General features: G+C 67.6%; 23 protein-coding genes and 1 tRNA gene. 11 read left to right on the top strand and 13 right to left on the bottom strand.

Annotated elements, in window-relative coordinates:
- Position 1: 1 nt before the first annotated feature.
- Complete coding sequence (locus ACWPMZ_RS13395) at positions 2-1,354, bottom strand: MFS transporter (RefSeq protein ID WP_455704560.1); 1,353 nt, start codon at positions 1,352-1,354, stop codon at positions 2-4.
- Positions 1,355-1,385: 31 nt separating this feature from the next.
- Positions 1,386-1,838: a MarR family winged helix-turn-helix transcriptional regulator gene (locus tag ACWPMZ_RS13390; RefSeq protein ID WP_455704559.1), complete on the bottom strand. Its 453-nt coding sequence runs from the start codon at positions 1,836-1,838 to the stop codon at positions 1,386-1,388.
- Between the two features lie 74 nt (positions 1,839-1,912).
- Here ACWPMZ_RS13390 and ACWPMZ_RS13385 point away from each other — a divergent pair, with 74 nt between their 5' ends.
- Genes ACWPMZ_RS13385 through ACWPMZ_RS13370 form a run of 4 tightly spaced genes read left to right on the top strand, consistent with a single transcriptional unit; the run spans position 1,913 to position 6,075 of the window.
- Positions 1,913-3,403, top strand: a complete 1,491-nt coding sequence (locus ACWPMZ_RS13385; RefSeq protein WP_455704558.1) for a carotenoid oxygenase family protein — start codon at positions 1,913-1,915, stop codon at positions 3,401-3,403.
- A complete protein-coding gene (locus tag ACWPMZ_RS13380; RefSeq protein WP_455704557.1) occupies positions 3,400-3,630 on the top strand; it encodes a hypothetical protein in 231 nt (76 codons plus the stop codon). The genes ACWPMZ_RS13385 and ACWPMZ_RS13380 overlap by 4 nt, the downstream gene beginning before the upstream one ends.
- A 31-nt stretch (positions 3,631-3,661) precedes the next feature.
- Positions 3,662-5,134, top strand: a complete 1,473-nt coding sequence (locus ACWPMZ_RS13375; RefSeq protein ID WP_455704556.1) for a carotenoid oxygenase family protein — start codon at positions 3,662-3,664, stop codon at positions 5,132-5,134.
- A 20-nt stretch (positions 5,135-5,154) separates the two neighbouring features.
- Positions 5,155-6,075 carry a hypothetical protein gene (locus ACWPMZ_RS13370; RefSeq protein WP_455704555.1) on the top strand — a complete coding sequence of 307 codons (921 nt, stop codon included), beginning with the start codon at positions 5,155-5,157 and terminating at the stop codon, positions 6,073-6,075.
- A gap of 1 nt (position 6,076) precedes the next feature.
- Here ACWPMZ_RS13370 and ACWPMZ_RS13365 read toward each other — a convergent pair whose 3' ends face one another.
- The 5 genes from ACWPMZ_RS13365 to ispG are packed head-to-tail and all read right to left on the bottom strand — an operon-like array spanning position 6,077 to position 10,029.
- Complete coding sequence (locus ACWPMZ_RS13365; protein WP_455704554.1) at positions 6,077-6,688, bottom strand: murein L,D-transpeptidase catalytic domain-containing protein; 612 nt, start codon at positions 6,686-6,688, stop codon at positions 6,077-6,079.
- A gap of 52 nt (positions 6,689-6,740) precedes the next feature.
- On the bottom strand, positions 6,741-7,418 hold the full coding sequence (locus ACWPMZ_RS13360) for a hypothetical protein (protein WP_455704553.1): 678 nt from the start codon (positions 7,416-7,418) through the stop codon (positions 6,741-6,743).
- A gap of 4 nt (positions 7,419-7,422) precedes the next feature.
- Entirely contained in the window at positions 7,423-7,944 is a 522-nt protein-coding gene (locus tag ACWPMZ_RS13355; RefSeq protein ID WP_455704552.1) for a retropepsin-like aspartic protease family protein, read from the bottom strand.
- Between the two features lie 25 nt (positions 7,945-7,969).
- Positions 7,970-8,851 carry a histone deacetylase family protein gene (locus tag ACWPMZ_RS13350; RefSeq protein WP_455704551.1) on the bottom strand — a complete coding sequence of 294 codons (882 nt, stop codon included), beginning with the start codon at positions 8,849-8,851 and terminating at the stop codon, positions 7,970-7,972.
- Positions 8,852-8,883: 32 nt separating this feature from the next.
- Positions 8,884-10,029, bottom strand: coding sequence for a flavodoxin-dependent (E)-4-hydroxy-3-methylbut-2-enyl-diphosphate synthase (gene ispG, locus ACWPMZ_RS13345; RefSeq protein ID WP_455704550.1), 1,146 nt, complete (start codon positions 10,027-10,029; stop codon positions 8,884-8,886).
- 166 nt (positions 10,030-10,195) lie between these two features.
- Between ispG and ACWPMZ_RS13340 the strand changes: the two genes are divergently transcribed.
- On the top strand, positions 10,196-10,948 hold the full coding sequence (locus tag ACWPMZ_RS13340) for a hypothetical protein (RefSeq protein WP_455704549.1): 753 nt from the start codon (positions 10,196-10,198) through the stop codon (positions 10,946-10,948).
- A gap of 40 nt (positions 10,949-10,988) precedes the next feature.
- On the opposite strand, the gene ACWPMZ_RS13335 is transcribed toward ACWPMZ_RS13340, so the two are convergent.
- Positions 10,989-12,662 carry a thiamine pyrophosphate-requiring protein gene (locus tag ACWPMZ_RS13335; protein WP_455704548.1) on the bottom strand — a complete coding sequence of 558 codons (1,674 nt, stop codon included), beginning with the start codon at positions 12,660-12,662 and terminating at the stop codon, positions 10,989-10,991.
- A 52-nt stretch (positions 12,663-12,714) separates the two neighbouring features.
- Between ACWPMZ_RS13335 and ACWPMZ_RS13330 the strand changes: the two genes are divergently transcribed.
- The 4 genes from ACWPMZ_RS13330 to ACWPMZ_RS13315 all read left to right on the top strand — a co-directional run bounded on the left by ACWPMZ_RS13330 (position 12,715) and on the right by ACWPMZ_RS13315 (position 17,958).
- Positions 12,715-13,611 carry an MBL fold metallo-hydrolase gene (locus tag ACWPMZ_RS13330; RefSeq protein ID WP_455704547.1) on the top strand — a complete coding sequence of 299 codons (897 nt, stop codon included), beginning with the start codon at positions 12,715-12,717 and terminating at the stop codon, positions 13,609-13,611.
- A gap of 36 nt (positions 13,612-13,647) precedes the next feature.
- Positions 13,648-16,728 (top strand): bifunctional proline dehydrogenase/L-glutamate gamma-semialdehyde dehydrogenase PutA, encoded by a 3,081-nt coding sequence (gene putA, locus ACWPMZ_RS13325; protein WP_455704546.1) that lies wholly within the window; start codon positions 13,648-13,650, stop codon positions 16,726-16,728.
- Positions 16,729-16,777: 49 nt separating this feature from the next.
- The gene (gene dcd, locus ACWPMZ_RS13320) at positions 16,778-17,332 is read left to right on the top strand and encodes a dCTP deaminase (protein WP_455704545.1); all 555 of its coding nucleotides are present in this window, start codon (positions 16,778-16,780) and stop codon (positions 17,330-17,332) included.
- A 95-nt stretch (positions 17,333-17,427) separates the two neighbouring features.
- A complete protein-coding gene (locus ACWPMZ_RS13315; RefSeq protein WP_455704544.1) occupies positions 17,428-17,958 on the top strand; it encodes a DoxX family protein in 531 nt (176 codons plus the stop codon).
- 1 nt (position 17,959) lies between these two features.
- Here the strand turns inward: ACWPMZ_RS13315 and ACWPMZ_RS13310 are convergent, their stop codons facing one another.
- Both ACWPMZ_RS13310 and ACWPMZ_RS13305 read right to left on the bottom strand, forming a co-directional pair.
- Positions 17,960-18,766 (bottom strand): SDR family NAD(P)-dependent oxidoreductase, encoded by an 807-nt coding sequence (locus tag ACWPMZ_RS13310; protein WP_455704543.1) that lies wholly within the window; start codon positions 18,764-18,766, stop codon positions 17,960-17,962.
- Positions 18,767-18,883: 117 nt separating this feature from the next.
- Positions 18,884-18,958: transfer RNA gene (locus ACWPMZ_RS13305), tRNA-Gly, on the bottom strand.
- Positions 18,959-19,143: 185 nt separating this feature from the next.
- Here ACWPMZ_RS13305 and ACWPMZ_RS13300 point away from each other — a divergent pair.
- Together ACWPMZ_RS13300 and ACWPMZ_RS13295 are read left to right on the top strand one after the other, a co-directional pair.
- A complete protein-coding gene (locus ACWPMZ_RS13300) occupies positions 19,144-20,049 on the top strand; it encodes a tetratricopeptide repeat protein (RefSeq protein WP_455705156.1) in 906 nt (301 codons plus the stop codon).
- A 4-nt stretch (positions 20,050-20,053) separates the two neighbouring features.
- Complete coding sequence (locus ACWPMZ_RS13295; RefSeq protein WP_455704542.1) at positions 20,054-20,668, top strand: LON peptidase substrate-binding domain-containing protein; 615 nt, start codon at positions 20,054-20,056, stop codon at positions 20,666-20,668.
- A gap of 66 nt (positions 20,669-20,734) precedes the next feature.
- Here ACWPMZ_RS13295 and ACWPMZ_RS13290 read toward each other — a convergent pair whose 3' ends face one another.
- The 3 genes from ACWPMZ_RS13290 to folD are packed head-to-tail and all read right to left on the bottom strand — an operon-like array spanning position 20,735 to position 22,985.
- Entirely contained in the window at positions 20,735-21,358 is a 624-nt protein-coding gene (locus tag ACWPMZ_RS13290; protein ID WP_455704541.1) for a MarC family protein, read from the bottom strand.
- Positions 21,355-22,098: a hypothetical protein gene (locus ACWPMZ_RS13285; protein WP_455704540.1), complete on the bottom strand. Its 744-nt coding sequence runs from the start codon at positions 22,096-22,098 to the stop codon at positions 21,355-21,357. Before ACWPMZ_RS13285 ends, ACWPMZ_RS13290 begins: the two co-directional genes overlap by 4 nt.
- Positions 22,095-22,985: a bifunctional methylenetetrahydrofolate dehydrogenase/methenyltetrahydrofolate cyclohydrolase FolD gene (folD, locus tag ACWPMZ_RS13280; protein ID WP_455704539.1), complete on the bottom strand. Its 891-nt coding sequence runs from the start codon at positions 22,983-22,985 to the stop codon at positions 22,095-22,097. Before folD ends, ACWPMZ_RS13285 begins: the two co-directional genes overlap by 4 nt.
- Position 22,986 lies beyond the last annotated feature (1 nt).

Here is a 22,986-nt window from a genome sequence, read left to right as displayed (position 1 = left end):
GTCAGGCCGCCCGTTCTTCGTTTACGAGGTCGTCGCCGTCACGCTCCGGCAGCTTCAGGAACAGCAGGAGCGACGCGATCGAGCCCATGGCCATGATGATCGAGACGGTCAGCAGCTCCGAATTCCCGAGCAGCGTGAACAGCCCGCCGGCGATCAGCGGACTGCCCGCTGCGCCGAGGCGGCCGACGCCGAGCACGAAGCCCGTTCCGGTCGCCCGGGCATAGGCCGGGAAGCCGCGGGCGAACGCCGCATAGTATCCGCTGATCGCGGCATTGGTGAAGAAGCCGGTGATGACCGTCGCCCACTGCCAGCCCGACAGCGTCTCGCGCCCCAGGCCGAAGGCCGCGACGGCGATCGAGCCGAGCAGCAGCGCCAGCGCGGTCGGCCAGCGGATGCCGAACCGGGCCATCACGAAGCCGAACAGCGCGCTGCCCAAAAAGCCGCCGACGTTGGCCCAGGTCAGCACCGTGGCCGCATCGCTGGGCGGATATCCCGGCGGGTAATCGGCCACAATCTGCACCGCGAACTTGAGGATGTAATAGAAGGTGATCGTGTGGAACATGTAGCCGAACGCCAGCAGCAGCGTGACCGGGCGCAGCCGCGGGTTGGACAGGATGTCGGTGACCTTGGGCTTGGTCGCCCCGACCGCTCCCACGGGCAGGCTGTCGACCGGCGGCTTCCCGAACGCATGCAGCGTCTTGTTCACGCCGTCGAGGTTGCCCTTGGTCGCATGGTATGCCGCGGTTTCCGGCACGGTGAACCACAGGATGGGAATGAGCGCCGCGGTGACGATGGCGCCGAAATCGAACACGCCGCGCCAGCCATAGGCATCGAGCAGCCATTCGGACGCCGCGATCCCGCCGATGATGGCGCCCAGCGGATAGCCCGCCACGTAGACGGCGATCGCCGCCTTTCGCCACTTGGTGTTGGTGCTTTCCGCGGTGACCGCGTTGGTTGCCGCCAGCATGCCGCCGATGCCGATACCGGTGATGAAGCGGAAGGCCACCATCGGCGTCACGCCGTTCGCGTGGCCGGCCATCCACATGCCCGCCGCCATGAAGACCAGGCAGACCATCATCGTGTTCTTGCGCCCGAACTTGTCGGCCGCGCCGCCCAGCAGGACCGAACCGAAGCCCATGCCGACCAGTTCGGCCGACAGGACCACGCCCAGCGCGGCGCGCTCGATGCCCCATTCGGCCGAAATGCCAGGCGCGGCGAAGGCGCTCGACAGCACGTCGAACCCGTCGAGCGCGTTGAGCAGCACCATCAGAATGACCACCAGCCACTGCCGGGCATGCATCGGCGTGTCGTTGATCACGGAAATCGGGTTGGAGCCCGTGGCAGGTCCGGCCATTCGTTTCAGTTCCTCTCCCTGGAAGGGTCGATCATTCGTGGATTCGCGCGAGCATTTCCACCAGTTTCTTGACTTCGTCCGAACTGAAGCGGCTTTTCAGCCAGGCTTCGTGTTCGGCGATGCACGATTTGGCGCCGGCCAGCGCGGCCCTGCCCTGATCGGTCAGGTAGAGGGCCTGCTTGCGGCCGTCGCTTGCCGATCGTTCGCGCCGCAAAAAGTCGCGGTCCTGCAGGCGGTTCACTATGGTCATCGTGGTGGCACGGTCCATCCGCAGGCGCTTGCCCACTTCGATCTGGCTCATGCCCGCGTGATCGTGGACCAGCCACAGCACGCTGACCTGCTTCTGCGTGAGGTCGAGATCGGTGAAGGTTTCGGTGAAGTGGCGATAGACCGCCGCCTGGGCCAGGCGGATATGGAAGCCGACGATGTCGGCAATCCCGCCGATGTCGTCGTCATTGTCCTCGGTCAAAGCCGCCGTCGGCATTCTCGGCCATCCCCTCTCTTGCGCAATTGTTAGTGAAGCATACAATTCGGCGCAAGGAGAGAGGACTCGCAACCATGGCCCAGTTTCCCGACAGCCCGAGTTTCACGGGCTTCAACACGCCGAGCAGGATCGAGGCGGATATCGCCGATCTGCAGCACACCGGCACCATCCCGCCCGAGCTCGACGGCGCGTTCTTCCGCGTCCAGCCCGATCCGCAGTTCCCGCCGCGGCTGGGTGACGACATCGCCTTCAACGGCGACGGGATGATCACCCGCTTCCACTTCCATGACGGCCAGTGCGACTTTCGCCAGCGCTGGGCGCACACCGACAAGTGGAAGCTGGAGAAGGCCGCCGGGAAGGCGCTGTTCGGCGCCTATCGCAACCCGCTGACCGATGACGAGAGCGTCAAGGGCCGCATCCGCTCGACCGCCAACACCAACGCCTGGCTCTATGGCGGGAAGCTGTGGGCCCTGAAGGAAGACAGCCCCGCGCTGGTCATGGACCCCGCGACGATGGAGACCGTCGGGTTCGAGAAATTCGGTGGCAAGATGACCGGGGAGACCTTCACCGCCCACCCCAAGATCGACCCGGACACCGGCAACATGGTCGCCATCGGCTACGCGGCGAGCGGAATGCACACCGACGACGTGGCCTACTACGAAGTCAGCCCGGACGGCGAGCTCGTGCGCGAGAAGTGGTTCAAGGTCCCCTACTACTGCATGATGCACGATTTCGCGATCACGCCCGATTACCTCGTGCTGCACATCGTCCCCTCGACCGGGAGCTGGGAACAGCTGGAACAGGGCAAGCCGGCCTTCATGTTCGACACCACGCGCCCGGTCTACCTTGGCGTCATCCCCCGGCGCGACGATCTGCGGGACGAGGACATCCGCTGGTTCAAACGGGACAACTGCTTCGCCAGCCACGTGCTGAACGCCTGGCAGGAAGGGACGAAAGTCCACTTCCTGACGTGCGAGGCGAAGAACAACATGTTCCCCTTCTTCCCCGACATGCACGGCGAACCCTTCAACGGGATGGAGGCGATGAGCTTCCTGAGCGACTGGACCGTCGATCTGGCGAGCAACGGCGAGCAGTTCGACGCGGTCGAGAAGCTGACCGATACCGCCGCCGAGTTCCCCCGCATCGACGACCGCTACACCGGGCGCCGCAACCGCTACGGCTGGTTCCTGGAAATGGACATGCGCCGCCCGGTCGAACTCAAGGGCGGCAGCGCCGGGGGTGCGCTGATGAACTGCCTGTTCCTGAAGGACCTGGAAACGGGCACGGAGCAGCACTGGTGGTGCGGCCCGGTCTCCAGCCTGCAGGAACCGTGCTTCATCCCGCGCAGCGCAAACGCGGCCGAGGGAGACGGGTGGATCGTGATGGTCTGCAACCGGCTGGAAGAGCACCGCAGCGACCTGCTGCTGTTCGACGCGCTGGATATCGAGAAGGGCCCCGTCGCCACGATCAACGTGCCGATCCGCCTGCGTTTCGGACTGCACGGCAACTTCGCCCGCAGCGAGGATATCGGCCTCGCCAAGAGCAAGGCGCTGGAAGCGGCGTGAACTGCGACCGGCGCAGCATTCTGATCGGCGGGGTGCTGGCCACCCTGCCGATCCCGGCAATCGCCGTGCGAAACCCGCGCCCGGTGCTGACTTTCTTCGCCGATGCGCCGATGGTCGATCCCGGGGGAAGCCTGCCGGAATGGCATTCGCCACCCGGTCATCGCGGCGGCGCGGGCATTGCCGCCCTTTCGCCGCAGGATTTGCGCATGGCCGGGCTGTGGCTCTAGGCCGATTTGAATTTTGGGAGAGGTAGGGGAAATGGTCGCACGCTTCGCAGGGCCGCAGAACCAGGGCTTCTTTGCCGCCCAGCGGTTCGAGGGCGAAATCGCCGATTGCGAAACGTCGGGCACGATCCCGGCGGACATGGACGGCCATTTCGTCCGCGTCGGCGGGGAGTGGTTCTATCCACCCAAGTTTCCCGACGATGCGCCGCTGCATACCGACGGGTACATCAGCCGCTTCCGCTTCAAGGACGGGAAGGTCGCTTACCAGGGCCGCTTCGTGCGCACCCCGCGGTTCGAGGCGAACCTCGCCGCCGGGCGGCAGAAGTTCGGCTATTACCGCAATCCCTTTACGCACGAGGAAGACGTGCGCGGGCTCGACGCGACCGTCTCGAACACCGCGCCGCTCGTCCATGCGGGCAAGCTCTTCACGCTGAAGGAAGATGCGCTCCCTTACGAGATCGATCCCCTGTCCCTCGAAACGATCGGGCCGCACGATTTCGGCGGCAAATGGCGCGGCCGCACGTTCACCGCCCACCCCAAGATCGATCCCGTCACCGGCGAGATGGTGGCGTTCGGTTACGAGGCGACCGGCCCGGCGAGCGACGATCTGTTCCTCTACACGGTCAGCAAGACCGGCGAGGTCACGCGCGAGGTGCGGCTCAAGGTCCCCTACGTCTCGGTGATCCACGATTTCGCGCTGACCCAGGACCACGTCATCTTCCCGTTCGGCGGATATGTGACCAGCATGGAGCGCCTGCAGGCCGGCAAGATTCACTGGGGCTGGGACAAGGCGAAACCCAGCATGATCGGCATCCTTCCGCGCAACGGCGACGCGAAGGACATACGCTGGTTCCACGGCCCGGAACGCTGCCTGATGCACGTGTTCAACGCCCATTCCGACGGCGACAAGGTCACCCTCTACGCGCCGTTCTGGAACGGCAATTTCTTCCCGTTCTTCCCCAACGTGGACGGCAGCCCGTGGGAGCCGCAGAAGGCCGTGGCCTTTGTTCGCAAGTATACCTTCGATCTGTCATCGAAGAAGGATACCTGGGAGGAAGAGACCCTTTTCCCCATGCCTGTGGTGGATCTCGTCAAGGTCGACCACCGCTTCACCAGCCTGCGGCAGCGCTATGGCTTCGCGCCGTGGGCCGACCCCTCAAAGTCCTTCAACGAGGCGCGGGGCGGGAACCTGCAGGGCCGGGTGACGAACAGCTACGCCCGCTTCGACTTCGAAACCGGCGCGATGGACAGCTTCTTCGCGGGCGACACGCACAGCCTGCAGGAATGCACCTTCGTGCCGCGCCGCGGTTCGACCGAGGAAGGCGACGGCTACCTGATCGGCACGGCGAGCAACCTAGCGGAAATGCGCACCGAACTGGTCATCGCCGACGCGCGGCGGCTCGGCGACGGCGAGGTGGGGCGGGTCTACCTGCCGTTCCGCTCCGCCACGCAGGTTCACGGCTATTGGTGGGACGCGGAAGAATTGCCCGGCGCCACGGTAGCCTGAGGTTCTTGGAGGAGAGGGAAATGCGGATCACGTTGGGAGCGCTCGCCGCGCTGGTTCTCGCCGGTTGCACCGGCGCAAGTGCGCAGGATGCCGTCGGCAATTGCGACAAGGCCTGCCTGGAAGCCGCGGCCGACGCCTATCGCGCCGCCTATCTCGCCCACGACCCGGCAAAGGCGCCCTTCGCTCCGCAGGTTCGCTACACCGAAAACAACGTCGAGATGCCGTTCCCCGACGGAACGTGGGACACCGTGACCGAAGCGCCCGGCCCCGTGCTCACGCTGTCCGACCCCACCACTCAGCAAGCCGTGATCTTCATGCCCATTCGCCAGCGCGCGGTGGAGGGCTTCCTCGGCGTGCGGCTCAAGCTAGCCGGCGGCCGGATTTCCGAGGCGGAGCACATCATCTCGACGGCGCGCAACCTGTCGAGCCCGCCGACCCCGATCGGCCCGATCGCCAAATTCACGCTCGATCCGCTGATCGATACCGTCGTCCCGGAAAGCGAGCGCGTGAACCGCGACGCTCTGATCGCCCACGCCAACGGCTATTTCGACACGCTGCAGAAGAACGACGGGGAGATCCGCGGCACCTGCTTCAAGCCCGAGGCGACGCGGTGGGAAAACATGATGCTGTTCACCGACATCCTCGGCGGCTTCAAGTCGGGCAGATACGCCTTCAACGACCGCGTGCGGCGCGAGATCATCTTCGTCGACGAAGCGCGCCAGATCGCCCTGGGCCGCGGCTTCATCGATCACAAGGGGGTGCTGGACACCTACAACCTGACCGACGGAACGCCCACGAAGGCGACCTTCCAGGAACCGCAGTCATGGGGTTTGCTCGAAGCCTTCAAGGTCAACGACGGATGCATCTCGGCCGTGATCGCCTCGTTCTACCAGGCGCCCTACTACACGGTCTCACCGTGGACGCCGGCCGGGCGCCGTTAGATCACGCCAGGTTGAGCCGATCGGCGTAGATCAGCCGGCCGCCGGACAGCTGGGTCAGCGCCCAGCGGAAATCGTCCGGCGCCATCGCCAGGCAGCCGTTGGAGCGGCCGAGCCGGCCCCAACGGTCGACGTGCTCGGGCTTGGCATAATCGGCCGCGTGCATCACGATCGCGCGGTCGAGGGTATTGGAATTGTCCGGGTCGAGCCCGCCGAGGCGGATCGAAGTGCCGTAGCGCCCGACATACCATTCCCATGACACGTAGGCGCCGCGGCTCGTCGCGTTCGACCCGTTCTCGTTCGAAAACCAGTTGAGCATCCCGTCGTGCTCCGGGTCCGAACCCGTGCCGTGGGCCACGCGGAAACTGGTGACCGTTCCGGCTTCGAGGTTGGCGAAATGAAACCGCGGGGTCGCGGAATGCGCGGCGAAATCCGCGATGCCCACGATGTCGCGCCGCCACAGAACGGCGCCGGCCCGTTCGAGCTCGCGCTTGGCAATCGCGAAAATCTGCTCATCGCGGGCGCTGGCCGCTCGTGCTTGCGCGGGCAGGGCGAGCACGCCCGCCGCCGCGGCCGCACGGCCCAGGAAAGTCCGCCGGTCGGTGCTGAATGTCATGAGCGCTCCGTAGCAGGTTTTTCCTGTGCCGGCGCTGAATGTCGCGAGCGCCTCATCCGAGCGCCGCAATCGCCGCGCAGCTTGTCGCCAGGTCGCCGCCATCCACCAGCGCGCAGTCGTCGCCCAGACTGACGGGCGCTATTTCGCGCGCCATGAGCAGGCGTTGCTGCGCAACAGCCAAACGATCCTCGCCCAGAGCGGCGACGAACCGCTCCGGCTCCGGCGCCGTCGGCCCGCCCGCGGAAAATCCCAGCAGCGCCCCCGGCAACGCCGTGCTGGCGAGGCTTCGGTTTGCCGCCATCGCCTGTTCCACTTGCGGCAGGGCGCCGAGCGTCACCGTGCCGGGCGAAAGCACGAGGCAATATTCGCCGCGCCGCGCGCCAAGGGCGGCGATCAATGCGTGCCAGGGGAGCCCTGCGGGAAACCCGCTCCCTTCGGCGGGCAGAAATTGCGGATCGCCGAGGTGATGGGCCAGGATCGCCCTGTCGGCCCCGGTCAGCGAATGCTCCCCGCACAGCAGGAACCGCCCGCGGCCTAGCTGGCGAAACAGGCTCTTTGCGGCCAGCAGCAGCGGGAGGACCTGCTTCGTACCAAGCTCGGCGAAGATTGCCGGCCCACTTTCGGAGGGCGTGATCGGAGGCGTCTCGAGAATGCCGGCGATGGCTTCCAGCAGGGCGACCGACGTATCGCCGTCTCGCCAGCGCCGGGGCAGAAGTCCGGGCGCACCCATGGGCCTACCCGCCCAGGGTGAGCGTGGGGCCCGACATCTGCACGGTGGCGATGTGCGAGAGGAAAGACTGGCCAAGCAGCGAAAAGGGCAGGCCCTCGGGAATGATCACCGCTTCGACGTTCTTGACCGCGTAATCGCCCACCGCCACTTCGGGCAGGACGATCGGCACGCCGTATACGATGCCGCCGGCGCCCCGGGCCACGGGTTCGAGCTTGTCGGGATTCCAGTCCAGCCCCAGGTCGCGTGCGTCCTCGCCCGTCAGGGCGACCATGCTCGCGCCGGTATCGACCAGCATCCGGTAGTCGCGCGTGTCGATCCGCACTTGCGCGTAGAAGTGCCCGTCCTCCTCGCGCTGGAGGACCATGGCGCCTCCGTACCATTGGGGCGCCTTCGGTGTGGCCGGTTCTGTCGAGGCGGGCGTATCGAGCTTGTGCGGCGCCACCACCTCGGAAGGCGCGCTGAAGTCCGGTCCGAGCCAGCCGATGGCGGCCCCGGTCAGCAACACGGCGGCAACGAGCGTTTTCATCGCGCCGACGGTATCGCGCCTGCCCTTAACGCGGCGTAAAATCGGCGTTGGCGCGGGCCATGGCGATCATCGAGGCTGCGTGGCGCCCTGCCACGATGCGGGGATCGTCGCCGTATCCACCGCCCAGCGCACTCGCCACCGGCAACCCGCGGCGACGCGCCTCATGCACGACGAAGGTGTCGCGCGCGGCGAGGCCGGCATCGCTTAGTGCGAGCCGGCCGAGCTTGTCGTCCGCGTGGGGATCCACCCCGGCCTGGTAAAGCACGATCTCGGGTGCGAAGCTCTCGATGGCGGGCGGCAGGTGCGCAGCGAGCGCGGCCATGTATGCCCCGTCGCCGGTTCCGTCGGGCAGCGCCACGTCGAGCGACGAGCGCGCCTTGCGGGCCGGGAAGTTCTTTTCGGCATGGAGCGACAGGGTGAACACGTCCTCGCGCCCGGCCATGAGGCTGGCGGTGCCGTCACCCTGGTGGACGTCGCAGTCGACGATCAGCACGCGCCGCGCCGCGCCCTCGGCAATCAGCCTGTTGGCCGTGACGGCGAGATCGTTGAACACGCAAAACCCCGCGCCGGTGTCGTGCAGCGCATGATGGCTCCCGGCCGCCGAATTGGCGGCATACCCGTGGCGGATCGCCAGTTGCGCCGCGAGCCAGGTCCCGCCGTTGGTGTGCGCGACCCGCTGCGCGATGTGCTCGGTGACCGGGAAGCCGATCCGCCGCTCCTTGTCGGGCGGAACGGTCTGAGTGAAAACCGACGCGACATAGTCCGGATCGTGCACCGCTTCGAGCCATTCGCGCGGCATCGGCTCGGGGGCGTGCTCGGTCAGCGGATAGCCGGCCTCGCGCAGGGCGACCATGACCAGCCTGTACTTGTCGAACCGAAAGCTCCCCCGCTGCGGCCTGGGGGCCATGTAATCGGCGTGATGGACGACGTGGAGCAGGGCTACTCCGCCGCCTCGGCCTGGTCTTCCGCCTGGCCTGCGTCGCTCATCTCGGCCTCGATCGCCGCGGCCTTGGCTTCGACCAGGTCGACGATGTGGTCGAGCATCTGCGCGTCCTGCACGTGATGGTCGGTCACGCCGGACAGATAGACCATGTGCTTGCCTGCGCCGCCACCGGTCAGCCCGATGTCGGTCTCGCGTGCTTCGCCGGGCCCGTTAACCACGCAGCCCAGGACGGAGAGCGAAAGCGGGGTCTTGATATGCTGCAGCCGCTCTTCCAGTGCCTGGACGGTGCGGATCACGTCGAAGCCCTGCCGGGCGCAGCTGGGGCACGAAACGATGCGCACGCCCCGGGTGCGCAGCCCCAGGCTCTTGAGGATTTCGAAGCCGACGCGCACTTCCTGTTCCGGCTCCGCGCTCAGCGACACGCGGATCGTGTCACCGATCCCGGCCCACAGCAGGTTGCCGATGCCGATGCTCGATTTCACGGTCCCGCCGATAAGACCGCCCGCCTCGGTAATGCCCAGATGCAGCGGGCAATCCACCGCATCGGCCAGGCCCATGTAGGCGGCCACGGCGAGGAACACGTCGCTCGCCTTCACGGCCACCTTGTATTCGTGAAAATCGTGGTCCTGCAGCAGCTTGATATGGTCGAGGGCGCTCTCGACCAGGGCTTCGGGACAGGGCTCGCCGTATTTTTCGAGCAGGTCCTTCTCGAGACTTCCGGCATTGACCCCGATGCGGATCGCGCAACCGTTGGCCTTCGCCGCTCGCACCACCTCGGCCACCCGTTCGGAGGAGCCAATGTTGCCGGGGTTGATGCGCAGGCAGGCGGCGCCCGCGTCCGCCGCTTCCAATGCGCGCTTGTAGTGGAAATGGATGTCGGCGACGATCGGGATGCGGCTCGCCTTCACGATCTGGTCGAAGTTCGCGGTCGATTCCGCCGTCGGGCACGAGACCCGGATGATGTCCGCCCCGGCATCCTCGCAGCGGCGAATCTGGTCGATCGTCGCCCCCACGTCTTCGGTGGGCGTATTGGTCATGGTCTGCACGGTAATCGGCGCATCGCCCCCCACGGGGACGTTGCCGACCATGATCTGGCGGGACTGGCGGCGCGCAATATCGCGCCACGGGCGTATCGAGGACATGCCAGCGCCTCTACACCCGCCCATGTTAAGGGGCAATGACGCGACTGTCCCGTCGCGGGCCGGGTCCGATGTAAACCATCTGCGTTAACCGCCAAATTCAGCGCGGGAGCGTATGCCCTTCGAACGCGGCCTCCCCAGACCGCGCCGCATTTGGAAGGACATCGTCGTGCGCCTCGGAACCTATGTTCGCGAACTGCCGGGCCTCCTTCGCGAGATCCTCGCCGCCCCCGCGCTCGTCCGCGCCGCCCTGCTGATCCTGCCCTATGCCGGCGTGCTCGTCGGGCTCGACGTCGCCAGCCGGTATGGCGACGTGACCGGCCAGGGCTTGCCCGCGCAGTTCTTCCTGTCGCAGGACTGGAGCTTCGGCGAGTGCCTCGAATACGCCCTGATGGCGGCGGTGGCGACGATGCTGTTCCTGATGTGGCGCCGCGACCGCTCGCCGATCCTGCTGGTGAACGCGCTGCTGTTCGCCTACCTCGCGACCGATAACGCGCTCGAATGGCACGAGCAGTTCGGCTTCTGGATCGCCCCTGCCCTCGGCGCTGTCCTGCCGAGCGACCTGCCGATGGACGTCAACTACTTCGGCGAGCCGCTGCTGTTCGGCTTCGTCGGCGTGGTCTGGCTGACGGGCCTGGCCCTTTCCCTGCGCCAGTCGCGCCCCCGGCCGATCCTGCAATCGCTGCTGATCGTCGGCTGCATCGCGGGCGCGGCTTTTTTCGGCATCGTCGTCGATGCCATGACCGACTGGGGTCCGCACACGCTGCTGCGCACCGATACCGAGGCGTTCATCGAGGACGGTGGCGAATTCGGGATGATCATCCTGGCCTTCCTGCTCACCACCGCGATGTTCGATACCGACCACGCGCGGGCGCGCGCCGTTTCGGACAACGACCTGGCAGAACTGCCACTGGCGGCGTGACGGCCCGGCAGCGCGGCGCCGCCGCCGCGACTGCCCGCATTTAGCCCTTCGAGATCTGCGTTTCCTGCTCGGTGATGAACTCGACCAGCGCAGGCTGGCCACGCTCGATCGCTGCGAGAGCCCGCTGCAAGGCGGGTACGATCTCGGCCGCTTCGGTCACGCGCTCCCCATGGCAACCCAGCGAGCGGGCGAAGAGCGCGTAGTCGCCCGAGATATCGGTCGCTCGGTACTTCTCTGTCGCCACCGGCATGATCGGCAGTTCGATCGCCATCGCGTGATTGTTGAGCACTATCGACAGGATCGGGATGTTGTCGCGCGCGGCGGTTTCCAGGTCGGTGCCGGTGAACCCGATCGCCGCGTCGCCCCAGACGTTGATGCACAGCTTATCCGGGTCGACCAGCCGGGCACCCATCACCAGCCCGAGCCCATAGCCCAGCTGGGTCGACTTGCCCCAGCCGATGTAGCTGTGCGGCGTCGTCGATTTCCAGAACGGGACGAGCTGGTCGCGCGGGCTGCCTGCGTCGTGGGTGATGATCGTGTTGTCGACATCGACCGTGTCGTACAGGTCGCGCAGGACGCGGTAAGGGGAAAGCGGCGCCGTGTCCTGGCTGCGCTTGGCTTCCCACTTGGCAAGCCACGTGCGCTCGCAGTCCTTGATCGCCCGGGCCACCGGCGCACTGTCGCGCGCTGCCGGTTCGCGCCGCTTCACCTCTTCGAGCATGGCGGCGAGGGTCAGTTTCGCGTCGCCCGCCAGCGCCACCTCGCTGGGCACGCTCTTGTCGATGTCGAGCGGGTCCAATGTCGCGTGGATGACCCGCTTGCCCTGCGGGATGGCGAGGCCGAACGGCGTGGCGGTGAACGAGCAGCCGATGCCGAACAGCACATCGCAATCGGCCAGCCATTTCGCCACGCACCCGTTGATCCCGTTGCCGCCCGATCCGAGCGCCAGCGGATGCGTCTCGTCGAACGCGCTCTTGCCCGGCAGGCTGGTCATCACCGGGATCGCGAGATGTTCGGCCAGCGCGCGCAGTTCGTCATACGCTTCGGACCAGTGGATACCCTGGCCGGCATAGATCGCGGGGTTCTTGGCCGAGAGCAGGACGTCGACGGCCTGCGCAATTTCCGCCGCCGCGGGCTGCGAGGTCACGACCTTGCCCGGCGCATAGTCGAGCGCGCCCTCGTACGGCCGGTCGAGCACGTCGTAGGGCAGTTCGATGACCACCGGCTGGGGGCGCCCGTTCCGCAGCATGGAAAACGCGCGGCGCATGACGGGGGCGACGTCCATGCCGCTCGTCAGCGGTTCGGCATGCTTGGCATAGGTAGCCATCGAGCGCACCGAGTTGAAATTGTAGGGCACATGCATCTGCGACAGGGCGTACCCTTGCGGCATGACCAGCACCGGGACGCTTTCGGCAAAGGCCTGCGCCACCCCGCCCATCGCGTTTTCCGCGCCGGGGCCCTGCTGCATCACGAAGACGCCCATCTGGCCGCCCTTGCTCATCCGGCTGACCGCGTCGGCCATGTGCAGTCCGGTGCGTTCCTGCCGCACGATCACGGTGCGGATGTCGATCCGCGCGGCCGCTTCCAGGATCTGGTTGCGGGGGTAGCCGAAGACGATTTCAACACCCTCGCGCTTGAGCACCGCGGCGATCGCGTCGGCCACCGTGCCGTTGGCATGGATCTGCTGGTCGGCCGTGCCGCTTCCCTGTCTCATTAACCCTCCCAAATTTGCAGCGACCCGGTAGAACAGCGCAAGGGAGAGAGCAATGACACCGATCGAGTTGGGCCGGATGCGGGTGCACAAAGTGCACGAGATGGACAGCCCCGTGCCCTTGCTGGGCCAGTTGCCCGGCGTCACCCGCGCGGACATGGAGCGGCTGCTGACCTGGTACGACCAGCCCGACGAGGTCAACGCCGACCCCGAGACCAGCCTGATGACCTTCTCGGTCCATTCCTGGGTGATCGAGATCGATGGCCAGACGATCCTGATCGACACCTGCGACGGCAACGACAAGCATCGCCTGATCCCCGAGGTGAACAACCTGCAGACCGATTACCTGGGCAATCTGCGCCGTGCCGGCTTCGCACCGGGCGATATCGACCTGGTGATGTGCACCCACCTGCACTTCGACCACGTCGGCTGGAACACCCGGCTGGACAACGGCAAATGGGTGCCGACTTTCGAGAACGCCCGGTACCTGTTCGGCCGCAAGGACTTCGAATACTTCCAGGCGCAGCCCGAGAGCGAGGCGGTGCATCTCGAAAGCTTCCTCGATTCGATCGTGCCGGTGATGGAAGCCGGGCAGGGACAGATCGTCGACGAGGATCACGTGGCGGTGGGCGAGATCGCCGACGGCGTGTGGATGGAGCCGGCGTTCGGCCATTCGCCCGGTTGCTGTACGATCAGCGCCCAGGCGGGCGGCGCTCCGGCGCTGTTCTGGGGCGACGTGATCCACCATCCTGTCCAGCTCATCCGCCATGACCTGCCGTTCGCATTCGACACGGACGGCGCGGCCGCCAGCCAGACCCGCAAGCGTACGATGGACCGCGCCGCCGATGACGACCTGCTGTGCTTTCCAGCCCATTTCCGCCGGACCAGCGCAGGCCGCGTGAGGCGCGACGGCGACGCGTTTCGCTACGAGTGGGTCGCGCCCGACGCCTGACTTGATTGCGGATGAAACCGGGTGCAGGGGCGGCGCATGATCGACCGGTCCGCGCTCCGCCAGGCATATCGCCTCGAAGAGGAAACCTGTATCGAGGAGCGCCTGCGCCAAGCGGCCGCCGCCAGCGCGCTGCAGCCCGAGGCCGCGGCACTCGCCGCCCGGCTGATCGAAGGCGCCCGTGGGCGCAAGGCGGCGGGGCTCGACGCCTTCCTGCAGAGCTACGGCCTCGCCACCGAGGAAGGCATCGCCCTGATGTGCCTTGCCGAAGCCCTGCTGCGCGTGCCCGACGCCGAGACGGCGGACGCGCTGATCCACGACAAGCTGGCGGGTATCGACTGGGGCGAGCACCTGGGCGAAAGCAGCTCCACCTTCGTCAACGCCGCGACTTTCTCGCTCATGCTGACCGGCGAAGTGCTGCGCGGCAAGGAGGCCGCGGGCATGGCGCGGACGCTCAAGCGCGCGATGAACCGCATGGGCGAACCGGTCATCCGCCAGGCCACCCTGCAGGCAATGCGCATCCTGGGCGGCCAGTTCGTCTTCGGGCGCACGATCGACGAGGCGCTAAAGCGCGCGGCGCCGGAGCGGCGGGCCGGCCTGGCGCACAGCTTCGACATGCTGGGCGAAGCGGCGATGACCTTCGCCGACGCCGAACGCTATCGCGCCAGCTACGAGGCGGCGATCAGGCGCCTAGCGAAAGAGTCCAAGGGCGGCGTCAAGGCGAGCCCGGGCATCTCGGTCAAGCTCTCGGCACTCTATCCCCGGTACGACTTCTTCCATGCCGAAGCGGCGAAGGCGGCGCTGATCCCGATGGTGCGCGACCTCGCCCTGATGGCGCGCGAAGCGGACATCCACTTCACGATCGATGCCGAGGAAGCCGAGCGGCTCGAACTGTCGATGGACATCATCGAGGCTCTCGCCGCCGATGACGCCCTGTTCGCCGGCGGATGGGAAGGATTCGGCCTCGCCCTGCAAGCCTATCAGAAGCGCGCCGTGCCGCTGGTCGACTGGGTCGTCGCGCTCGCCCGGCGTTACAACCGGCGGATCATGGTGAGGCTGGTCAAGGGCGCCTACTGGGACAGCGAGATCAAGCTGTCGCAGGTCGGCGGGTTTGCCGACTACCCGGTGTTCACCCGCAAGGTGGCGACCGACGTTTCCTACCTCGCTTGCGCCAGCCGGCTGCTCAATGCCGAGGACGTGATCTACCCGGCCTTCGCCACGCACAACGCCTACACGATCGGGGCGATCAAGGCGCTCGCCGCCGGGCGGGAGTTCGAATTCCAGCGGCTGCACGGCATGGGCGAGGACGTCTACGAGGTTCTCGCCGAAAGCGAAGAGCGCCCCACGCGGGTGCGCATCTATGCCCCGGTCGGGGGCCACAAGGACCTGCTCGCCTACCTGGTGCGTCGCCTGCTTGAGAACGGGGCAAATTCCAGCTTCGTCAACCGGATGGCCGATGCCGAAGTGCCGGTGGCGGAACTGACGACCGACCCCGTCAGGGATCTCGCGGCGCTGTCTCCCCGGCGCAATCCCGCGATCCCGCTGCCGGCGGCCATCTTCCCCGGCCGCGTCAACAGTGCCGGGGTCGACCTTGCCGACCCGCTGGTGCGTGAGCCCCTGCTGGCGCAACTCGCCGACCTCGCAGGCAGATCGTGGGCAGCCGCGCCGACGAGCGGCGGCGGCGGCGATCCCTCGCCCGTCACCTCCCCCACCGACCGCACGAAGGTGGGCGAGTGCCGCGACGCAACGGCCGAGGAAGTCGAAACGGCATTTGCCGCCGCGCAGGCCATCCAGCCGGGCTGGGACTCGCTGGGCGGCGCGGCGCGCGCGGAACTGCTCGACGAGGCGGCACGGCTCTACGAGGCGCACACGCCGGAGCTGCTCAGCCTGTGCCAGCGCGAAGCCGGCAAGACCCTGCTCGATGCCGTCCTCGAAGTGCGCGAAGCGGTCGACTTCCTGCGCTATTACGCCGCCGAGGCACGCGCGCATTTCGCGCGCCCGACGCCGCTTCCCGGACCGACCGGAGAGGACAACTACCTGCGGCTCCATGGGCGCGGCGTTTTCGCCACGATCAGCCCGTGGAATTTCCCGCTGGCGATCTTCACCGGCCAGTTCGCCGCCGCACTGGCGGCGGGCAATGCCGTGCTGGCGAAGCCGGCGGAGCAAACCCCGCTGGTCGCGGCCTTTGCCGTGAGCCTTTGCCACGAAGCGGGAATTCCGCGCGACGTGCTCCAGTTGTTGCCGGGCGACGGGAAGGTCGGCGCCCTCTTGACCGGCGATCCCCGGCTCGCCGGGGTGGCCTTCACCGGCTCGACCGAAACGGCCCGCATCATCAACCGTACGCTCGCCGCGCGCGAGGGGCCGATTGCGACGCTGATCGCCGAGACCGGCGGACAGAACGCGCTGATCGTCGACAGCTCGGCCCTGGCCGAGCAGGTCACCCGCGACGTGGTGGCAAGCGCCTTCCAGAGCGCCGGGCAGCGGTGCAGCGCGCTGCGCGTCGTGTTCCTGCAGGAAGACATTGCCGACAGCGTGCTGGCCATGATCCGTGGCGGGTTCGAGACGCTGACCATCGGCGATCCGGCCCAGCTATCGACCGATGTCGGCCCGGTGATCGACGCCCAGGCCAAGGCCGATCTCGATGCACACGTCGCGTCGATGAAGCGCTTGGATCGCGCCGTTTCACAACGTGAACTGCCCGATTCCTCGCGATCGGGCACGTTCGTCGCGCCGGCCATCGTGGAAATCGGGTCAATCGCCGATCTGGCGCGCGAAAACTTCGGCCCGATCCTCCATGTCGTGCGCTGGAAGGCGGGCGAACTCGACAAGGTCATTGACCAGATCAACGCCACCGGCTTCGGACTGACGCTGGGCCTGCACAGCCGGATCGACAGCGTGCGCCGGCTGGTCGAGGCGCGGGCCAGGGTCGGCAACTTCTATGTCAACCGCAACCAGATCGGCGCGGTCGTCGGCAGCCAGCCGTTCGGCGGCGAAGGACTGTCGGGCACCGGGCCCAAGGCCGGCGGCCCGCACTACCTCCCCCGCTTCGCGACCGAGCGAGTGACCACCATCGACACCACCGCCGCCGGGGGCAACGCGAGCCTGCTGGCCGGGGGATAAGTCAAGCGGAGCCTTGCCCCGCGCCCCCCGCTCCGCAAATCCTTCGGTCATGGCGATTCTCTCCGACATCTGGATCCGCGAGGAAGCGAAGCGGAGCGGCATGATCGAGCCGTTCGTGGAGGCGCAAAAGCGCGACGGGGTGATCAGCTACGGTCTGTCGTCCTACGGCTACGACGCGCGGGTGGCGGACGAGTTCAAGATCTTCACCAACATCGACAGCGCGATCGTCGATCCGAAGGACTTTGCCGCCAACAGCTTCGTCGACAAGCAGACCGACGTCTGCATCATCCCGCCCAATTCCTTCGCGCTGGCGCGCACGGTCGAATACTTCCGCATCCCGCGCGACGTGCTGGTGATTTGCCTGGGCAAGAGCACCTATGCGCGTTGCGGCATCATCGTGAACGTCACCCCGCTCGAACCCGAGTGGGAGGGACACGTCACGCTCGAATTCTCCAACACCACCCCGCTCCCGGCCAAGATCTACGCCAACGAGGGCGCCTGCCAGTTCCTGTTCCTGCAGGGCAACGAGCCGTGCGAGACGAGCTATGCCATGCGCGCCGGCAAATACATGGGCCAGCGCGGCGTGACGCTCCCCAAGCTCTGAGCGCCGGGCGCGGGCGCGCGGTTCCCGGCACGTTCCGCCTTATCGTGCGTTCATCCCACGCAAGGCCCTAGCGGCCGCAACTGGGGAGACACGCCATGTCGATGATTGCCGCAGCCCTTGGCCGCATGATGCTGGCCGTCATTTTCATCCTGTCCGGCATCCAGAAGGTGCTGGACCCCTCGGGCGCCGCCGCAATGCTCGACAGCGTCGGGCTGATGGGCAGCTGGGCGCTGCCGACGGGAATCTTCGAACTGGTTGCCGGGCTAATGCTGCTACTGGGCGTGCTCGCCCGGTTCGTGTCCATCATCCTGTTCGGCTTCGTCGCGCTGACGATCTTCTTCTTCCACAACCAGTTCGCCGATCCGATGCAGGGCGCGATGGCGCTCAAGAACCTGGCGATCATGGGCGGCTTGCTGATGGTCTTCGCCTATGGCCAGATCCGCTGGAGCTACGACCACTGGCGCCAGCGCAACAAGGTCGTCGACGCCGAGATCCGCGCCGCCCGTGCCGAGGGCAAGGCGGAAGGCATTGCCGCGGCGCCGATGGCCGCCGCGCCGGTCGGCACCCGCACCGCGGCAGTGAACGCCGATGGCGACGGCGTGGCCGACACCACCGTGCGCCGCTGACCTACCCGTGCGCGGCGCGCCGTTCTTTCAGCGCCACCTCGAGATCGTCGCCCAGTTCGTAGTAGTTGCCCGACAGCTCGTCGTACCGGCCCGAGACGAGGTCGGTCACCCGCTGGGCGCAGCGCGCAAGGTCGCCGTCGGCTCCGGTCTCGTCCGCCTTCTGGCGGAGGCGATCGACCATCCCTGACAGATGCTTCTGCGCCGCCGGGTCGTCCATAGTCTCGCGCGCAAGCTGGGTGAAGACGAAGCCGGGATCGATCGCGAAGACGGCCACCCCCGTCCCCTCCAGTTCGGCCGCCGCTTCGGCGACAATGCGGTTCTGCGCGATCTTGCCGGTGCAATAGGCCGAGAGGTTGGGCGCGACGATCCGCGCCGCCTTGGCCGAAACGCAGATCGCGTGGCCCCGCCCCCGCTCTATCATGCCGGGCAGAAGGCGGTTCAGCAGCAGCATGGGGGCGCGGATGTGCACCGCCTGCGCCTGCCACCAGGCATCGGCGTCCACTTCCCACAAGGGTCCGAAGGGGCCCGGCACGCCGGCATTGCTGACGAGGATGTCGATCGCCCCGAGCTCGAGCGAGGCCTGCGCGATGGCGCTGTCGACCGAGCGTGGATCGGTGACGTCACCCGTCAGCGCGATGGCTGCGCCGCCGGCCGCGCGAATGTCCCGGGCGGCCACATCGACCTCGTCCCTGCTGCGGGCGAGCAGGGCGACCGCCGCCCCCTCTGCCGCCAGCCGCTGGGCGATCGCTCGGCCGAAGCCGCGCCCCGCCCCGGTGACCAGCGCGGTCCGTCCGTCGAGTGTCCCCATGCGCGAATTCCTTTCGCCGCCGGGCTATCGCCACAGCCGCGCCAAGTCGAGCGCGCAACGCGCGGCGGGGCCAGTGCGGCACATGCCGCCTGGTCCACCGCGATCCGATCGGGAAAATGGAGCGGGCGAGGCGATTCGAACGCCCGACCCTCACCTTGGCAAGGTGATGCTCTACCCCTGAGCTACGCCCGCTCACTGACGCTGGAGATGCCGTGGCATCCCCGGGGAAGCGCGCGGTTAGCAGCCGCCCGGGGGCCGGGCAAGAGGAAATCACCGCCCCTTGCCGATATGCGCCGCGCCCTTCACAATCGGGCGCGAAGGCCCACATGGGGCCGGCAAATTCCACTCCGGGCAGCAGGAGCATCCCCTTGGCCAGCATGGGTCTCAATCTCGACGAACAGAAGGCGGTCGAACGCTTCCAGCAGGCGGTCGTCGCGCCGTCGATGGACAAGATCGTGGTGCTCGATTTCTGGGCCGAATGGTGCGGCCCCTGCAAGGCGCTGACCCCGGTGCTGGAAAAGGTCTGCGGCGAATATGCCGACAAGGGCGTGATGCTGGCCAAGCTCAACGTCGACGAAGAGCGCTTCATCGCCGCGCAGTTCCAGGTTCAGTCGATCCCGACCGTCTACGCCATTTTCCAGGGCCGCCCGGTGGCCGACCTGACGCCGATGCGCACCGAATCGCAGCTCAGGGTAGCGCTCGACCAGCTTCTCGGCCAGTTGCCGGTCAAGGGCGGCGCCGGGGCCGACGAAGGCGAGGACCTGTCCGCGTTGGTGGCGATGGGCGAGCAGGTGCTGGCAGAAGGCGACGGCGAGCGGGCTGCGGGCATATTCGCGCAGCTGACCGACATGATGCCGGGCGATGCCGGGGTGCAGTCCGGCCTGGTGCGCGCGCTGCTCGCCGCTGGCCGCAAGGACGAGGCACGCGCGGCGCTGGGCGCCCTGCCGGAAGACCTGCGCGCCGATCCCCTCCTGGTGCAGGCGGCGAGCGCACTCGAGCTGGCCGGAAGCGATGTCGACGAGGGTGAGCTGCAAGCCCTGCGTGCCGCCGCCGCCGAGCGCCCGGCCGACGGCCAGGCGCAACTCGATTTCGCCGCAGCCGCCTTCGCCGCGGGCCAGCGCGATGATGCCGTGGAGGCGCTGCTCGGCTCGATCAGGACCGATCCCGAATGGAACGAGGGCGCTGCCAAGGCCAAGCTGCTGCAGATTTTCGAGGCGGTCGGGCTGGAAGACCCCTGGGTCGCGGCGCAGCGGCGCAAGCTTTCGCTGCTGCTGTTCGGGTGACGCGTTGAGCGCGCAGAAGCTCTCGATCTTCCCGCTGCACGGGGTCATCCTATTCCCCGACCTGCAGTTGCCGCTGCACATCTTCGAGCCGCGTTACCGCGCGCTTGTCGGCTCGGCGCTGGCCAAGGACCGGCGTATCGCGGTGATCCAGCCGCAGGCGCCGCGCGAGGGCGCACCGCTCTTCGCCATGGGCTGCGTCGGCAAGATCGGCGATGTCGAGGCGCTGGAGGACGGGCGCTACAACATTGTGCTCGAGGGCGAGGCGCGCTTCCGCCTGCTGCGCGAACTGCCCGTCTCCACGCCCTTCCGCCAGGTCGAGGGCGAACTGTTCGACGATCCGGAATTCGAATCGCTGAGCGCGGTCGAGCGAGCGAGCTTCGAGCGCGAGGCGCGCGCCTTTGCCGAGCGGCAGGGCTATTCGGTCGACTGGGGCTCGGTCGCCCAGCTCGACGATCTCGCGCTGATCAACGGCGTCAGCCAGATCGCCCCGTTCGACGCGGCCGCCAAGCAGGCCCTTCTCGAGGCGCCCGACGTGGCGACCCGCTGCGAACTGCTGGTCCAGCTTATGCAGTTCTTTGGCCTCAGCGACCCCGACGAGGGGAAAGTGACCTTGCAGTAGTGCTTGTCGAACCCGCCTAAGAGGGTTCTCCCTTCGCGCTGCCAGTAGGGATCCGAACGGGCTGATTCATACGGAAAAGGAACCTCGCAGCCCGTCGGTCACGTACTGAGCCGCCAGCGCCGCGAGGAGCACGCCGAGCAGGCGGGTAATGACCGCTTCCACCCGCGCGCCGACCAGCTTCATCAGCGGCCCTGCGGCGATCAGCGCGGCGACCGTCATCAGCATGACCACGCCGAGCGCCGCGAGCACGACGAGCGTACCCTCCACGCCCTTGGCGCCGCCCGCCAGCAGCATGACCGAGGCGATCGCACCGGGCCCGGCGAGCATCGGCATGGCCATGGGGAAAACGGACACGTCCTCCACCTCGGGGGTCGCCATGACCTTTTCGGCCCGCTCCTCGCGCCGCTGGGTGCGTTTCTCGAACACCATGTCGAGCGCGATGAGGAACAGCATCAGCCCGCCGGCGATGCGGAAGCTGTCGAGCTCGATATGCAGCGCGCCGAGCAGGTCCTCGCCGAACAGTGCGAAGATGATGAGTATCACGCTGGCGATCACGCAGGCGCGGATCGCCATGCTGGTGCGCTGCGCCGGGCTCGCACCCGCCGTCAGCCCGGCATAGATCGGCGCGCAGCCGGGCGGGTCGATCACCACGAACAGCGTGATAAAGGCCGAGATGAACAGTTCGCTCATCGGGCGGGGCAGGTCACCGGGTCGCGCCCGGCAGGCACTGGCGGCGCTGCGGCCTCGCGCCGGAAGACCTCGCGCATCTCGCCCTCGACCCGGGCCCGCACGATGAACGTGCGCGCGCAATCGGGCGCGAAGCGCGTCTCCCAGGTAAGGGACGCGTCACGCGATTGCCCGCTCGACCGATCGGGCCAAGTCGTCGCGTTGCCCGCGGCCGGCGTGCCGGGCGGGCAATCGGCGATGTGCGCGGCGATCAGGTCGGGCTTGGCGTAGCCGTCCTCAAGGTCGAATCCCTGGTCGAGCACCCAGCGGTATTCGCTCCGCCCCTGGCGTTGCCAGATCGTCGCGAACCGGCCTTTCGACCCGTCGGGATAGGTTGCAGGGCCCGTCGACAGCGCGTGGCTGCCGTCACAGCTCGCCCAAACGAGGTCGGGCTCCCAGACGATCACCTGGGCAGGGTCGGCTCGGCCCTTCAGCACCTCGGCCACCGGTCGCGGATTGGGCGCAGGCATGACCGCGTCGGAGGTGGCGAACTGGCGGAAAGCGGTCCACTGCCCGATCTCGCGCGCCGCCCGTGCAAAGGCAAGCTCTGCGGCGATGACCTTGCTGGGGTCGGCCCGCTCGGCACCCAGCAGTCGGTTGCGCAGCTCGCGCTCCGGCCCGCTTTCGTTCGCCCCGGGCAATCCGTTCATTACACATCCTCCGAGCAGCAGGCACGCGGCGGCGAGCAGGGTCGTGCGTGTCACAGGGCATCCTTCGCCAGTTCGAGCCCTTCGCGGCGATAGGCCGAGACGAGCGTGTTGCGCAGTAAGACGGCGATGGTCATCGGGCCCACGCCGCCGGGAACCGGGGTGATGGCCCCCGCCACCTCGCTCGCCCCGGCAAAGTCGACGTCGCCCACCAGGCGGTGGTTCTCGCCCGCCACGCCGACGCGGTTAATCCCGACGTCGATGACCGTGGCGCCCGGCTTGATCCAGTCACCCCGCACCATCTCGGGCTGGCCCACCGCCGCCACGACGATGTCGGCCCGGCGGACGACCGCGGGCAAGTCACGGGTGCGGCTATGCGCAACGGTCACCGTGCAGTTCGCATCGGCCAACAGCCGGGCCATCGGCCGCCCGACGATGTTGGAGCGGCCGATCACCACCGCCTCCAGGCCTGTGAGGTCGCCCAGCACGTCGCGCAGCAGCATCATGCAGCCCAGCGGCGTGCAGGGGACGAACCCCTCCTGCCCGACGGCGAGCCGTCCGGCGTTGACGATATGGAAGCCGTCGACATCCTTGTCGGGGTCGATCGTGTCGATGACCTTCTGGTCGTCGAGGCCGTCCGGCAGCGGCAGCTGCACGAGGATGCCGTCGACGGCAGGGTCGGCGTTCAGCTCGCGCACCTTGGCCAGCAGGTCCGCTTCGGCGGCATCGGCAGGCATGCGGAACTCCCACGAAGCCATTCCTGCCGCCTCGACCGCCCTGGACTTGCTGCGCACGTAGACCTGGCTCGCCGGATCCTCTCCCACCAGCACGACCGCCAGCCCCGCCTTGCGCCCGGCCTTGGCCTCGAAATCCCGCGCGTATCCGCCGATCCGCGAACGGAGGCCTTCGGCGAAGGCCTTGCCGTCGATGATCCGCGCGGACATC

The organism is Tsuneonella sp. HG222 (assembly GCF_053819185.1).
Note: the sequence above shows the minus strand (reverse complement) of the source record. Positions and strands in the feature narration are given on the sequence as shown.

Excerpts from the sequence above, each read along its gene's own strand:
- ACWPMZ_RS13385 (WP_455704558.1), top strand. The coding sequence starts at position 1,913 with ATGGCCCAGTTTCCCGACAGCCCGAGTTTCACGGGCTTCAACACGCCG.
- ACWPMZ_RS13315 (WP_455704544.1), top strand. The coding sequence starts at position 17,428 with ATGTCGATGATTGCCGCAGCCCTTGGCCGCATGATGCTGGCCGTCATT.
- ACWPMZ_RS13355 (WP_455704552.1), bottom strand. The coding sequence starts at position 7,944 with ATGAAAACGCTCGTTGCCGCCGTGTTGCTGACCGGGGCCGCCATCGGC.
- putA (WP_455704546.1), top strand. The coding sequence starts at position 13,648 with ATGATCGACCGGTCCGCGCTCCGCCAGGCATATCGCCTCGAAGAGGAA.
- ACWPMZ_RS13390 (WP_455704559.1), bottom strand. The coding sequence starts at position 1,838 with ATGCCGACGGCGGCTTTGACCGAGGACAATGACGACGACATCGGCGGG.
- ispG (WP_455704550.1), bottom strand. The coding sequence starts at position 10,029 with ATGTCCTCGATACGCCCGTGGCGCGATATTGCGCGCCGCCAGTCCCGC.
- ACWPMZ_RS13335 (WP_455704548.1), bottom strand. The coding sequence starts at position 12,662 with ATGAGACAGGGAAGCGGCACGGCCGACCAGCAGATCCATGCCAACGGC.
- ACWPMZ_RS13350 (WP_455704551.1), bottom strand. The coding sequence starts at position 8,851 with ATGGCCCCCAGGCCGCAGCGGGGGAGCTTTCGGTTCGACAAGTACAGG.
- dcd (WP_455704545.1), top strand. The coding sequence starts at position 16,778 with ATGGCGATTCTCTCCGACATCTGGATCCGCGAGGAAGCGAAGCGGAGC.
- ACWPMZ_RS13310 (WP_455704543.1), bottom strand. The coding sequence starts at position 18,766 with ATGGGGACACTCGACGGACGGACCGCGCTGGTCACCGGGGCGGGGCGC.
- folD (WP_455704539.1), bottom strand. The coding sequence starts at position 22,985 with ATGTCCGCGCGGATCATCGACGGCAAGGCCTTCGCCGAAGGCCTCCGT.
- ACWPMZ_RS13395 (WP_455704560.1), bottom strand. The coding sequence starts at position 1,354 with ATGGCCGGACCTGCCACGGGCTCCAACCCGATTTCCGTGATCAACGAC.
- ACWPMZ_RS13290 (WP_455704541.1), bottom strand. The coding sequence starts at position 21,358 with ATGAGCGAACTGTTCATCTCGGCCTTTATCACGCTGTTCGTGGTGATC.
- ACWPMZ_RS13360 (WP_455704553.1), bottom strand. The coding sequence starts at position 7,418 with ATGGGTGCGCCCGGACTTCTGCCCCGGCGCTGGCGAGACGGCGATACG.
- ACWPMZ_RS13365 (WP_455704554.1), bottom strand. The coding sequence starts at position 6,688 with ATGACATTCAGCACCGACCGGCGGACTTTCCTGGGCCGTGCGGCCGCG.
- ACWPMZ_RS13330 (WP_455704547.1), top strand. The coding sequence starts at position 12,715 with ATGACACCGATCGAGTTGGGCCGGATGCGGGTGCACAAAGTGCACGAG.
- ACWPMZ_RS13370 (WP_455704555.1), top strand. The coding sequence starts at position 5,155 with ATGCGGATCACGTTGGGAGCGCTCGCCGCGCTGGTTCTCGCCGGTTGC.
- ACWPMZ_RS13375 (WP_455704556.1), top strand. The coding sequence starts at position 3,662 with ATGGTCGCACGCTTCGCAGGGCCGCAGAACCAGGGCTTCTTTGCCGCC.
- ACWPMZ_RS13300 (WP_455705156.1), top strand. The coding sequence starts at position 19,144 with ATGGGTCTCAATCTCGACGAACAGAAGGCGGTCGAACGCTTCCAGCAG.